Raw genomic sequence first — 13,253 nt, forward strand, 5'->3', positions numbered from 1 at the left:
ACTTCGCATTTTGCGGGGTTTAACAAAGCATTCAGAATCATAGAGAAATCTGATTTCAGGTAGCAGCTGCTTCTGAAGATCTTCCAGTAGTGGGCTTTTTCGGTTTCAGCTTGGAGGTGTCAAGATTTTTCTCACCAAAAGCTTTGTAAATCAGAAAGATCAAGCCTCCCAAGACTGGCACTGAAGCTATTCCGCCAACTGCAATCTCAAACGCTGACAAACCCATTGCTGATTAATCGATTATTTTAAATCTAACATGTGTTGGTTTTGCATATTGCTACAATCTGTATTTGCTGAGTTAAGAGATATTGGTGATTTGATACGTTTTGTGCTGGATTATGGAGGATGTTTGTTGGTGCCAGCAAGGTATAAGTTTTTTTGTGCAAATGCTTGATTTTGTTTCATGCAAAACTTGTATGTGAGCAATGTTTGATCACTGTATTAAGCAAATTTAGCTAATTACAGTTGTTTGGTTGATTTGAATTGTCGATAAGTTGTTAGTTGATACTCTTATTCACAGTATGAAAGTTTCACGCTTTGCGATTCTCTGGTTATATTGGATTTGTTTAAAAGTCATATCGCTCGCTTCTTGTTAGTTTTGTGGCCACTGACCCATGTATGGCAACATAAATAATGCTAGCGATACTGTAAATAATGAAAAGCCAGCCAAAAGACTGTAGGTGAATGTAGACATGTTAGTTGCTCATGCACTTACTTGTTTTTAACAAATGTCATTGATTCAGTCCGTAGATAATCATTGATTCTCATGTAACTCTTGCGTCATAGCATAAGTTCAGTTTAGGCTAGAGATAGGTCTCATTTTTCCTGTTCCCTATTTTATTTGATATCTCATTGATACATTGGAAATCAGTGTTGCCGCTGGGTTTCTTGCTGACAGCCTGCTTTTAATCTCGAATTATTGCGTACAGGAGTACTCTCTAACCAAAAATCACATTACCAGCGCCCGCTGAACTGAATAGCTCAGTTTCGCTTATACAGTTCATCATTAAATCAGAAACCATGCAATTCCAAGGCTATGGATCCGGGAGGCTCGATAATTGCTTGCACAAGGTTTAATTACTCGGAGATTACTGTTAAAAAGATAAATATTTCGTCGGGAACGACAATATTTGTCGATCTGTATTCTGTCTTGTTTTTGTTGGAATGAATATTTGTAGTTCCACCACCGTTGGTTAATGTTATCTAGTTGTAATGAGTGATCAACTCTCTATGGTCTTCATTCAGAAGGTTCTGAAGTCCAGTGGACCTATCCATAGGGCGCCGAGAATAAAGGTGTGTTGCACAGCCGGAGATCAATAAGCCCGGCTACCAGAACTCCGTATAGCTCGCCAGGATTCATTCATGTTTCCGGCTGAAGCGATGACAACGTCGCGTTGCGTAATGCTTCAGGTTCCACTGCTGCGACCAGGTGAAGGCATGGCCCAGAAGCTTCAGCTCATCATGATCAACTTTATCGGTCATCTGCAGGGTTGACTGTTTCGGATCCCTTGTCAGGTGGTGGATACGAAGCCAAACCTGGGCCTCGGTTGTTGATAGATACCTAAGCGCTTAACCTTCAGCCAATGATTAATCAATTTCTGCTGTTGCTCGTTGGCGCCAGTGCGGGTTGGCATGAATCGTTCATGCTCGTGCCAGTAATTATGCGAATAAGCCAGTAACCCTTACTGAAAACAGTGTCAAGCAGGGGTTAGATGCTCAAAGTCAAGCCAGTGACTGGGATTTCAGAACGGAGAGGGTGGGATTCGAACCCACGGTGCCCGTGAAGACACGCTGGTTTTCAAGACCAGAGCCATAAACCACTCGACCACCTCTCCTGGTTGCGTGATGTCAGTGACATCCGCTTGATCATTTTAAAGGAGTCACCGCGAGGTGACTCCTTGCAGAGTGTCAGCTGTTTGGCTTTGCCAGGGGCAGCAGGCATTTGTCTGAATCGCATCCTGCAGGTCCCGCTTCACTGATTTCACCCATGTCGTAGCGCTGCAGAGCTTCAAAGAAGTCAGCACTCACGCGACGCTGGATCACATCGGATTGCATCCGTTCGTAGGTTTCGGCGTTGATCGGCTCGAAGGGCAGACGGGGGAAGGTGGCGTTGGCATCAAAACGAGCCAGCAAGGCTGCTGAGATGTAGCCCTCTCCCCGATCGATGGTTCCGTGCAGTGCATCCGCAAGCTCTTCGATTTCATGCTCACGGAATTCGATCGTTGCCGAGGTGTTGTGAGCGGTGTAATGAGTCTGCACCTGCATGTAGAAATCGAACTGGGCCATCGCCGAGAAGGCGTTGATGTCAACTGCGTCCGCACCGGGCAGGTTCGCCCAGCTCACTTCGGTGGGAATCTCCACCAACCACTCGGTGCAGCGGGGATCAAATGGATTATCAAGCAGACGGCCCTGCTCGTCCTTGTCTGACTGTGATGGCACCACGGTGTAGCCATAGTCCATGCAGGCCATTGCCACCGGATCGTTCTTTCCAAAGGTGATTCGGCGGATGAACCGCTGAGCCTTGGGCGGGTGCCAGCCTGGAGCGGCGCCGGTCAGCAGACTCTTGGTGCCAGCCGGCTGCACCGTGGTGCAGCGGTTCGGACGACGCAGTCCATGACGATCGCAGTACTCCCAGACCGCCTCGTTCACTGTTGCTTTCCAGCGGCTGAGATATTCCGCTTCCTGCCGCTTGAATTCGCGGCCTTCTTCAGTGTCGGGCCTTCCGGCTTCCCACCATTGCAGCCAGGGCGTTCCGAAGGCGTGCACAAAGAAGTCGAACAGGCCTGTGAAGCTCACGCCGACGATGGGATCCCAGTCACGGCTTTGGCGATAGCGCTCCACTTCGAACTGATGGTTCAGCAGGCATGCAACTGAAAGAGCACCGGCTCTGAAGGCATCACGCTGCCCCTCGTCATCGCTTGGATCGATCTGGTTGAGATGAACTTCCGCAAGGTTGCAGTGGAAATCCGCGCCGAGGATTTCACCGCATGGATTGAGCCCATAGCGTCCGAGACGATGCTCGAGCTCGGCTTCAGCGATCGGGCCATGATTCATGTTCAGCCAGCGACCGGCTTCTTCCTTGCCCTGGTCGCAGTAGATCTCGATGAACTCGCGGCGCAGATCGGGAGTTGAGAGCAGATCGGCATTGGAACGCGCGATCGCCTCAGGCGCGAACTGGATGGCGCCCTCTCCGCTGTGGAACTGACGCGTCACCGCTTCGAGCAGAACCTCGCGGCTCGGGCGGGTGTGATACACACGGGTGTGATTGGCCATGCGCAGAGCATCACGCTCGGGATCGATGCGCCAGTTGCCCTCAGCATCCTGTTGCCAGAGGTTGTCCTTGGCTCCGGCGGCACTGGTGTCGTTGGAGGCGAACTGACGCATCCCGGCACTGCGGCGGATGTTGCCGGCAACGATCGTGACAGCAGCCTCATCAATCAGCAGGCAGCACTCCACTGAGGTGAGTTTGCGGCCAACGGCCTTGCCCAGAAGGCGGGCGACACGTCCATAGAGATCCTTCAGCTTCACCGGATTGGCCATGCCTCCGAAACCCTTCAGGGTTTCGCCCACTGGTCGCACGTCAGAAAGATCCACCTCCAATTTGATGGTGCGCCCTGCGAAGCGCTCATCACTGCTGAGATTCAGCAGCAGTTGATAACTGTCGACCCAGCCACGACGGGTATCACCCACGCGGATCGAGACCGTGTCGCCGTTGATGGTGTGAGTGGTTGTTTCCTGACGTTCACCTGCAGGGGTGACACCGATGTCGGTGACCTTGACCACGTCGATCGGATTGGTGACCAGCGGCAGCCGATCGATCAGGTAGGGCTCGATGATGGCGCCTGTTCCGCAACCCATCATCGCCAGGTCCATCATCAGACCAAAGGCTTCCCAGTCGATCAGGTTTGTGGATGTGCAGTTGTAGGAGCCGGAGAAGTTCTCCTGGCGTTCAATCCATGGGGTGCCGCCAATCCACAGCCAGCGTCCTGATGGCAGTGCTTTCTTCTCGGCCTGCATCCGTGCCAGCAGTGACACCTCTTCATCGGTCAGCTTTCCAAGCTTTTGGAGACCGCTGAGATTGCGGGATCCGACCTCACTCCAGCTTTCCCGTCCGGTACTGCTTCGACGGCTGTAGGTGCGATAGAAAACCGGATTTGCTGCGGGTGCTGTGGCGGGAAAGTCGCCATTGCTGGACACGGTTTCAGCGATGTCCGTAGTGTCACTGCGGCTTGGGGACAGGGTCACGTGATCAGACGGGTCAGTTCATGCACACTAACGCCAGCAATGGGGTTAACAAGTGGTTGGTGGCACTATCAGCAGTGTCGCTGGCCAATAGGCCTGAGCGGCTGCCACGATTCCGACCATCCAGCCTGAGCAGGCTCATGGTTCGTTCTCGGCGCCTGACGCAACACCTGTTCACACGGATGTGGCGTTTCTTGCTGGTTGGGCTTGCTGCTCTGGCGTTGAGCGTTGCCCCTTTCCTTTTCGACCTGTCAGCGGGCAAAGCTGCGCAGGGACAGGGCCAGAGCGGTGCGGGTCTGATCCCCATCGAACAGCAGCCGTTCTATCCACAACTGGTCAGGTCATCAGAAACGTGGAGTGATGTGGTGCTCGATCAGGTCGTGGGTGACAGTCCCCGGGCAACTCTTCTCAACTTCTACGCCGTGATGGCCGATGTCGGTCTGCGCGCTGATCGTCTTGGTCATGGATTTCCCGGCAAGACCGTGTCACGGCAGGAACAGATTGATGACACAAATCTGTTGTTCGGTCTGGCAGTCAAGGCACTGGATGCCAGTTCGATTCCCAAGAGCGTCCGCGCCGACATGGCTGATGAGGCGGCGATTCAGCTCAAGCATGTTCTCGATTATGTGCTCACCCACAGCCGGCAGCCGATTGATATTCCGGATGTGGAAGGGATGAAAGAGCTCAATGATCGACGTTCAACTCCGACGAATTCATGGCGCATTCCTGGGACCGCAGTCACGCTCACCTCGGATCTTGATGATGACCCGGAGAATGAGAGCTTTTATTTCTCTGCAACAACAGTGTCATCGATTCGTTCGATGTACGACGAGATCAGAGCCATTCCACAGATCCAGCAACCGTTCGCCACGCCTCGTTTTTACTCGGACTTCATCTACACCCCTGGTTATCTGGTGCCTCCTGGCTGGTATCTGGCTCTTCCGAGAAGCTGGCGTGGATTGTTCGAATGGCCAATTGGTGATCAGACGCTGTTTCAGGTTCTCTGCGCAGCACTATTGATTGGTGTTTATGGGTTCATTTATCTGCGTCTGTTGCGAATGCTGTTCACCACTTATCGAGCCAGTGCCCATCGCGCGGACATCGATCGCCTGATTTTTCAACTTGATTCACTGGCCTGGAAGCGGGTGCTGATTGTGTTGCCGGCGCTGCCGCTCACCTATGTGACTGAACAGCTGATCGATAACTTCCTCAATTTCACCGGGCTGCCATTGGTGGTGGTTATTTACTCCTTTTATGTGATCTGGTATTTCTCAGCCAGTGTTCTCGTTTTCTATCTCTTTGAAGCGCTTGGTCGAAGCAGTTCCGAGTTTCTGGCGCGGGTCCGGGGTGGAGACTCTCCGATTCAATTGCGCCGCATCACCAGTCTGGTGATGCCGATCAGCCGAGCCGTCGGTGCCCTGGTGTCGGTGGTGCTGATTTATCGACTGCTGCTGCTGCTGGGACTTCCCTCAAGCACCGTGCTCGCCTTTTCCGCAGTTCCAGGTCTGGCAATTGGTCTTGGCGCCTCGAAGCTGCTCGGCAATCTCTTCGCTGGTCTGTCGATCCAGACCGACCGCCCGTTGCGGGTGGGTGAATTTTGTGAGGTGGGAGGCAATCTTGGCTTTGTCACCAAAATCGGTTTGCGTTCGATGGAATTGCAAACGCTGGAAAGCCGAGTGACGATCCCCAATTCCGTTGCCGATGAAGCCACGATCGTCAACTACTCCAGACGCGGTGTGAGCTGGGAGCGCCAGCCGATGCAGGGGCTTGAGTTGCGCCTGCCGATTCGTGATCCGCTCTCTCCATTTCAGCTTGAGGAATTGTTGCGTCAGGCCAGGCGGATGGTCGCCATGCCTGAGTCGCTTGAGCTGACTGTGGATCTCCATGAACCGGTCGTGAGTCTTGAATCACTGGAAGACGGCACCAATCAGCTGATTGTGTTCGTCATGGTTGAACTGCATGGTTGGGCAGCATTTCTGAAAGTTCGCGAAACCCTTTTGGTGGCACTGGAAGAGTTGCTGGAACGTGTTTCACTCAGTGAGGTGGTTGTGGGCGTGGCCTACAGCACGACCCAGGAACAGCTCGAGAGGATCCCCGATCTCATGCGTTCGGTGGTCGCAGAGGATTCTCAACTCGGCTTTGAGGCCTGTCGGCTTGTGCGCATTTCAGCCTTCAGTTACGACCACGAGCTGGAAATCCGTTCAAGCCACCACACCCATGATGATTTCGAGAACAGCGTGCACCGTCTCAACCGCAGGATTCTGGAGGTTCTCGAACAGCATCACATCGAGATTCCCTTCCCCACGCAGACCCTGAAACTGCATTCAAGTGGGTCGACGTAATGCTTCTGCGTATTACCGAACCTGAGGTGATGAATGATCCGCTGCAGGTCGATGCCTACGCAGCAGCAGATTTCAGCAACACGGATCAGGCGATGGTTGACCGGATCGCCACGTTGCTCGAATCGTCCGGCAACTCGTTTCCGGATCAGGCCCGTCTTCTCGATCTGGGTTGTGGACCTGGCAATATCTCCTCCCGACTGGCGCAGCGATGGCCGCACTGTTCAGTGCTTGGGCTTGATGCGGCAGACCGGATGATCGCTGTTGCTGATGAACGCCGCAGTGCTGCGGGCATCTCCAGGGAACGTCTCCGCTACAAAAAAGCCTTTTTGCCACTCAGCCAGGCAGGGAAGCCCGCGAATCTGATCGTCAGCAACAGCCTGCTGCATCATCTCCATGATCCTCATCAGCTCTGGTCGTCGTTGATTCCGCTGGCATCGGCTCACTGTCTCGTGCTGCATCGGGATCTGCGGCGCCCAGACAGCGAAGCATGCATCGATCAACTCTGCGACCGCCATGTCGCCAATGCTCCAGCGGTGCTTCAGCGTGACTACAGAGCATCACTGCATGCATCCTTCACGCTCGAGGAGGTGAAAGCTCAGTTGCACGATGCCGGGTTGGGATGCCTACAGGTGTTTGCGGTTGAGGATCGCTACCTGGAGGTGGGTGGCTGGATCACGGGCTGTCAGGCTGGTTCTGTTCAATCCAGACCATGAGCACGGATTCAGCACTTCAGGACGGACGTGAGCTGCTGGATGCAGTGGCGCGACGCCGGAATTTCGCGATTATTTCCCACCCTGATGCCGGGAAAACCACGCTCACTGAGAAATTGCTGCTGTATGGCGGTGCCATTCAGCAGGCTGGTGCGGTGAAGGCCCGTGGAGAGCAGCGCAAGGTCACGTCCGACTGGATGGAGCTGGAAAAGCAACGGGGCATCTCGATCACCTCCACCGTTCTTCAGTTCGACTACACCGGCAACACCATCAATCTGCTTGATACCCCCGGCCACCAGGATTTCTCCGAAGACACCTACCGGACGCTTGCCGCTGCGGACAATGCCGTGATGCTTGAGGATGCTGCCAAGGGACTTGAGCCGCAGACCCGCAAACTCTTCGAGGTTTGCCGCATGCGTGAGATTCCCATCTTCACCTTCATCAACAAGATGGACCGTCCGGGCCGGGAGCCTCTCTCCCTGCTCGATGAAATCGAATCCGAGCTGGAACTGACCCCGTGGGCCGTGAACTGGCCGATCGGCAGCGGTGAACAGTTTCGAGGGGTGATTGATCGCCGCTCCCATGACGTGATTCTGTTCAGCCGTGCCGAACGCGGACGTCAATCGGAGGAGCGTCACCTTGCTCTTGATGACCCAGAGCTCAGGGAGCTGGTCGAACCTGAGCTGCTGGAGCAGGCGGTGGAAGAGTTGGAATTGCTGGAAGCTGCCGGCGCTGAACTGGATCTGGAGCTGGTGCATGCCGGTGAGCTGACACCGGTGTTCTTCGGTTCAGCGATGACCAATTTCGGAGTGCGTCCGTTTCTGAATGCGTTTCTGGAGATGGCGCAGAAGCCAGTGCCGCGTCAGGGGCAAGACGGGCCCGTGGATCCCCTGCGGCCGGAATTCAGCGGTTTCGTTTTCAAACTGCAGGCCAATATGGATCCCCGTCATAGGGATCGTGTCGCTTTTGTGCGCGTCTGCAGCGGCCGTTTCGAAAAAGACATGACGGTGCGTCATGCCCGCACAGGGAAGTCGATCCGTCTGTCGCGCCCTCAGAAACTCTTCGGACAGGACCGTGCGGTTGTTGAGGATGCCTTCCCCGGTGATGTGATCGGACTCAACAATCCGGGCATGTTCTCGATCGGCGACACTCTCTACACCGGAACCAAAGTGGAGTACGAGGGGATTCCCTGCTTCAGTCCCGAGATTTTCAGCTGGCTGCGTAATCCCAACCCTTCAGCGTTCAAGAATTTCCGCAAAGGGGTCAATGAACTGCGCGAGGAGGGAGCCGTTCAGATTCTTTACGACACTGATGAAAGCAAGCGGGATCCGATTCTTGCCGCAGTCGGACAGCTTCAGCTTGAGGTTGTACAGCATCGATTGCAGAACGAATACGGCGTTGAAACCCGCCTGGAGCCGCTTGGCTTCCAGGTTGCGCGTTGGGTGACCGGTGGATGGTCATCTCTGGAAAAGGTCGGTCGGATCTTCAACTGCAAAACGGTGCGAGATGCCTGGAATCGACCGGTGCTGTTATTCAAGAACGACTGGAATCTCAATCAGCTTCACGAAGAGCATCCTGATCTTGAGCTCAATGCTGTGGCACCTGTTGTCAGTGGCGTTGAACCGATCAGTCTCTGATTGCCGATGGCCGCCTGGTCGGATAGCACCACAACGCCTGCGTGAAGGAGATCTTGAGATTCATCGTTCAGCGGTTGACTGCCACGACGAGGCGATGCGATCGCCAGAATGTCGCCCTTGAAGCGGGCTGCTGTGGACACTGTCTGGCTGCTCCGTCCCTGTGATGACGGTGGGACGGATTACGTCTGTTTCCGTGATCACTGTGATCATGTGGAGGTTCTGGAGGGATATCATCTGCCTCCGCAGATGCCTCTGATCAAGCATCGCCAGGTTTTGCTCAGCTCTGATGTGCCCAGTTTCCGGAACCGTTTTGAACGTCAACACGGGTTCCGTCATGGCCCACCTTTGTTCTGAGTCACTTCTGAAATCAGCGATTGCTGCTCGATCAGACGAGTCTCTCGATAATCTTGGGTGAGATTCTGGTACATCAATGGCTGCAGGGCTGAATCCTGGTGCGGATTCGGATCCCAAAGATCCGTACACCCTGCTGGGAGTGAGCCCCGGTGCAGGATTTGATGATGTGCAGAGAGCCAGAGACCGCGTCGTCGCATCCTGTGGGGATGATGCTGTTGCGCGTGCGCGGGTGGAAGCAGCATATGACGCAGTGCTCATGGAGCGCCTCCGCGATCGTCAGTCAGGGCGACTCAGTTCGGCTGCCGCGTCGGCATCGCAGATGGAACGTCAGCAGATCTCCGCAGGTGCTACCAACAGCGGTAACGGACCTGCAGCGCTGTTAACCCGTCTGCGCGGCATGTCATTGCCTGCTCCTTCACTCAACGGTGCAGGTTTCGTTCCTGATCTGCAGTTGGTCCAGGGCCAGGGGCTGATTGTGCGTTCGATTGCTGGTGCGCTGGCCCTGCTGCTGTTGTTGCTGGCTCCTCAGACCGTGGATCTGCTGCTGGCTCTCTCAACGATTGGGGTGTTCATCAGTCAGGTGAAGCGCGGCCGTCGGCCTCTGGGCTCACTTGGCTGGACCCTTCTGCTGCTTGTTGCGGGCCTGGCGATTGGCGCGGCGCTCAGTGCTCTCACGGTTCAGGCAGGGCTGCCTCTGGGCGTTGAGCAATGGCAGGCGCTGCCCACACTGCTTCTGTTGCTGGCGGGCGCTCTGCTACTGGCTTGACTGCACCAGTTCGTCGATCAGACCTCTCAGCTCGGATTCATTGAACTGATACACCTCACTGCAGAAATGACAGGTGAGCTCTGCTCCCTTGTCTTCAGTGAGCATGGATTGCAGTTCCTCAGGTCCAAGCAATGTCAGAGCGCCAAGGCTGCGTTCCCGGCTGCACGGACAACGGAACTGCACCGCCTGCATCGGCTCGCTGCTGGGGATCGGTTGTGGGTCAAGATCCGGGAAGACGTCCTGCAGAAGCTGTTCCGGGTGATCACCACAGCTGTGCAGCTTCTGGCTGAAATTCTGAATTTCGCGGCACCTCTCCTCGAGCAGAGCCACCAGAGCAGGCTCCTCCGCAGCTTTTGGCAGCACCTGAACCAGAAGTCCACCGCTGCTCTGCAACCCCTCGCTGTTGATCGTTTCGCCAACGAACACCGCCGACGGTGTCTGCTCGGAGTGGAGCAGATAGGAAGCGACATCCTCGCCGATGCCGCCACTGACCAGCTCCACGGTGCTGCTGAAGGGTTCGCCCTTGCCGTCATCTCTCACAACATGCAGGTAACCGGTTCCTGCTGCTGAACTGAAATCGAATGTGGCCTGCCCCTCCCGGTTGCGGACCGGGTCCAGTTCCAGCGAAGGATTGCCCACGTAGCCGCGCACGCTGCCATCGCGGCCCGCATCCACCGTCAGCCCCTTGAGTGGGCCGTCTGATCCCAGTCGCAGATTGACGCGACCATGGCGCACCTTCATCGAGCTGGCCAGGAGCAGTCCCGCACCCATGGCTCTGCCAAGCATCACGGTGGTGAGATAGGAGAGGCCATGACGAGACTGGGCGGCACGCGACGTTTCGCCGGTGGTCACCGCCACCAGCCTGATTCCCCCGCCCGCTGCTGTGGCACGGACCAGCCGGTCAGCCATGGCTCTTCAACAATCCAGGCGTCATGGTGACAGAGCATGAAGTCGGCCATTGCGCAGCCGCAGCTGCTCGCAGCTCCATCCCTGGAACAGTTCAGGCTCATGGGTGACCACGATCAGCAGTCGGTCCTGGCTGAGCCGGTCCAGCAGTTCGAGCACTTCGGAACGCACCGACCAGTCGAGTCCTGCGGTGGGCTCATCCAGCAGCAGCACGTCAGGCTTGCGCAGCAGCTGAACCGCGAGGGCCAGACGCCGCTGCTGGCCACCGCTGAGTCGCTCGGGTGCCTGACGACCATCTACGCCGCTGAGGCCGACCTTGCGCAGTGCTGAAATCATCTCCTCGCTGCTCAGCCGGCGGTGCCCCAGCTTCAGCTCCTGGCTGACGCTCAGGCCCAGAAAATGGCGTTCCGGAAACTGAAACACCACCCCGCAGAGCCAGCGCCGCTGTCGTTGGTTGAGCGGCTGACCGTTCCAGCTGATGCTGCCGCTGTCAGCCCCTGCCATGCCGCTGATCACCTCCAGCAGACTGGTTTTTCCGCTGCCGCTGTCTCCGGAAATCAGCAGGGGACGTCCAAGCCCCGCCTTCAGCTGGATGCAGTTCAAGACCACCTGGTCGGCTGTTGCAGGCCTGTAGTTGATATCCGTGAGTTCCAGCATTCCGATTGAATGCCCGGGTCTGGGCCGCCAGGACTCACCAGCATGGTCGATCGTTCCTCCGGCGGCGATGATGACTGTGTCACCGGTGGGTCATGCGCATTCGCTTCCGAGAGGTTGATCCCTTCAATTGCTGGGTCTGGTTGCGATTCAGCGAGATTCCCAGTCAGGGAGAGCGGAACTACGTCGATGGAATTTTTGACAGCTGGTATGTGCTCGGTCGGTTAGGTGGTTTCAATGCCGAGAACCTGCAGGTGCATGAGGAAGGTGATGAACTCAGCTGGATGGCCTACGACAACGAGGAGGCCACTGCTGTCATGCCAGCCCTGATGCACAACATGGGGCAGATGGAGTACCAGCAGGACTGGGCAAGATGCTGGGTTGACCTCGGTACCAGTGACGGTATTGCTCTCGATGTGCTGATCAATGCCCTGAGGCAGATTGACTCCGATGTCGTGCAGCTCGAGGAACTGCTGATCGGTGGAGTGAATGATGACTGGCCTGTGGAAGAGCATCCCGACAGCGTCTTTCCCGGAATGGGTTGATCGCTGTCGTGGCGGAACGACGTCGTCTGCTGATCGACTCCTGCAGGTTGCAGTGTGCCGATGAGCAGCGCCGGTTTGCGCTGGAAGACCATGAATCCCGTTACCTGCGCAGAGTTCTGCGACTGAGGCCAGATGATCAGGTGGATGTGGTTGATGGTTGCGGCCATCTCTGGACGGCTCGTCTTCTGGAAGACCACCGACTCGAGTTGTGCTCAGGCATCGAGGCGGCGAGTCAGCAGGTGGGGGCTCCATCACCGAAACTCGGCCTGGCCATCGCCGTGATCCGCCGGGGGATGGATGACGTGATGCGTATGGCCTGTGAACTGGGTGTGGATCAGCTGCAGCCGATTCACTGCCAACGCTGCGTTCCTCAGGCTGAGCACCGCCCGGATCGCTGGCGTTCGATCGTTCAGGAAGCCGTGGAACAGTGCGAACGGCTCTGGGCGCCTGAGCTGTCCGAACTCCGTGCTGTCGATGATTGGTGGGAGGCACCGGATGGCAGCGACCTGCGCCTGATCGCGGTGACACGTGCCGCAGAGATCACGCCCCTTTCCGTACTGCTTGCAGATCAGGCCTCAGCGGATCAATCCATCTGGCTTGCGATTGGCCCAGAGGGTGGGTGGAGTGATCGGGAGCTTGCGGCAGCAGCAGCAGCGGGTTGGGTTCCTGTGTCCCTGGGTGGCACCATCCTGCGCAGCTCAACTGCTGCGGTGGCAGGTATCACCAGCCTGACCAACTGGCGAACCCTCAGATGCTGATGCTTCTGCGTTTGCAGGCATCCATCAGCGGACGTCCGGTCACCCCCATGCGTTGCATCAGAGCGATCTGCACAGAAGATGGGACACGCATCGAATCTCCCAGAGAGCGCTTAACTTCGACGCCGACGTGGTTCGCTGCGATCCCCCTCGAAGTTCTTGATGCGTGCTGAACCTGCGCTGAAAACTGTTGCTTGAGCCGCTGGGAGAGTCGACCGGTGAAGGTCCTGAATTGCGACAGCTGCAGGTTCATGATGTCCAAGCGAAAAGGCGTATAAGCACCGTTCTTGGTCTGCAAGTGATCAGCAATCCAACCCAGGCAGGAAATCACACCAGAGTTGT

Annotated in this window: 11 protein-coding genes and 1 tRNA gene; 7 read left to right on the forward strand and 5 right to left on the reverse strand. The window is 56.1% G+C overall.

Features of this window, described 5'->3' with window-relative positions; genetic code table 11:
• Positions 1–1,748: 1,748 nt before the first annotated feature.
• Positions 1,749–1,835, reverse strand: a tRNA-Ser gene (locus tag SIB56_RS02565).
• A gap of 73 nt (positions 1,836–1,908) precedes the next feature.
• Positions 1,909–4,245 carry a ribonucleoside-triphosphate reductase, adenosylcobalamin-dependent gene (gene nrdJ, locus SIB56_RS02570; RefSeq protein ID WP_413325096.1) on the reverse strand — a complete coding sequence of 779 codons (2,337 nt, stop codon included), beginning with the start codon at positions 4,243–4,245 and terminating at the stop codon, positions 1,909–1,911.
• Between the two features lie 137 nt (positions 4,246–4,382).
• Here nrdJ and SIB56_RS02575 point away from each other — a divergent pair, with 137 nt between their 5' ends.
• From SIB56_RS02575 to SIB56_RS02595, 5 genes are all read left to right on the forward strand, one after another.
• Positions 4,383–6,584, forward strand: a complete 2,202-nt coding sequence (locus SIB56_RS02575; RefSeq protein ID WP_413325098.1) for a mechanosensitive ion channel family protein — start codon at positions 4,383–4,385, stop codon at positions 6,582–6,584.
• A complete protein-coding gene (locus SIB56_RS02580) occupies positions 6,584–7,297 on the forward strand; it encodes a class I SAM-dependent methyltransferase (protein WP_413325100.1) in 714 nt (237 codons plus the stop codon). Before SIB56_RS02575 ends, SIB56_RS02580 begins: the two co-directional genes overlap by 1 nt.
• Positions 7,294–8,931, forward strand: a complete 1,638-nt coding sequence (locus tag SIB56_RS02585) for a peptide chain release factor 3 (RefSeq protein WP_413325102.1) — start codon at positions 7,294–7,296, stop codon at positions 8,929–8,931. The genes SIB56_RS02580 and SIB56_RS02585 overlap by 4 nt, the downstream gene beginning before the upstream one ends.
• 108 nt (positions 8,932–9,039) lie before the next feature.
• On the forward strand, positions 9,040–9,285 hold the full coding sequence (locus SIB56_RS02590) for a hypothetical protein (RefSeq protein ID WP_413325104.1): 246 nt from the start codon (positions 9,040–9,042) through the stop codon (positions 9,283–9,285).
• 76 nt (positions 9,286–9,361) lie between these two features.
• A complete protein-coding gene (locus SIB56_RS02595) occupies positions 9,362–10,051 on the forward strand; it encodes a CPP1-like family protein (RefSeq protein ID WP_413325106.1) in 690 nt (229 codons plus the stop codon).
• On the opposite strand, the gene hslO is transcribed toward SIB56_RS02595, so the two are convergent.
• Both hslO and SIB56_RS02605 read right to left on the reverse strand, forming a co-directional pair.
• A complete protein-coding gene (gene hslO / locus SIB56_RS02600) occupies positions 10,040–10,960 on the reverse strand; it encodes an Hsp33 family molecular chaperone HslO (RefSeq protein ID WP_413325108.1) in 921 nt (306 codons plus the stop codon). The two genes, SIB56_RS02595 and hslO, sit on opposite strands and share 12 nt — an antisense overlap.
• A 21-nt stretch (positions 10,961–10,981) precedes the next feature.
• Positions 10,982–11,614 (reverse strand): ABC transporter ATP-binding protein, encoded by a 633-nt coding sequence (locus SIB56_RS02605; RefSeq protein ID WP_413325110.1) that lies wholly within the window; start codon positions 11,612–11,614, stop codon positions 10,982–10,984.
• 92 nt (positions 11,615–11,706) lie between these two features.
• Here SIB56_RS02605 and SIB56_RS02610 point away from each other — a divergent pair, with 92 nt between their 5' ends.
• Positions 11,707–12,156 (forward strand): DUF3531 family protein, encoded by a 450-nt coding sequence (locus tag SIB56_RS02610; RefSeq protein ID WP_413325112.1) that lies wholly within the window; start codon positions 11,707–11,709, stop codon positions 12,154–12,156.
• Entirely contained in the window at positions 12,153–12,914 is a 762-nt protein-coding gene (locus SIB56_RS02615) for a 16S rRNA (uracil(1498)-N(3))-methyltransferase (RefSeq protein WP_413325114.1), read from the forward strand. The genes SIB56_RS02610 and SIB56_RS02615 overlap by 4 nt, the downstream gene beginning before the upstream one ends.
• Here SIB56_RS02615 and SIB56_RS02620 read toward each other — a convergent pair.
• Positions 12,904–13,164 (reverse strand): hypothetical protein, encoded by a 261-nt coding sequence (locus SIB56_RS02620; protein WP_413325116.1) that lies wholly within the window; start codon positions 13,162–13,164, stop codon positions 12,904–12,906. The two genes, SIB56_RS02615 and SIB56_RS02620, sit on opposite strands and share 11 nt — an antisense overlap.
• Positions 13,165–13,253 lie beyond the last annotated feature (89 nt).

Source organism: Synechococcus sp. MIT S9503 (genome assembly GCF_047304175.1).
Taxonomy (GTDB): domain Bacteria; phylum Cyanobacteriota; class Cyanobacteriia; order PCC-6307; family Cyanobiaceae; genus Synechococcus_C.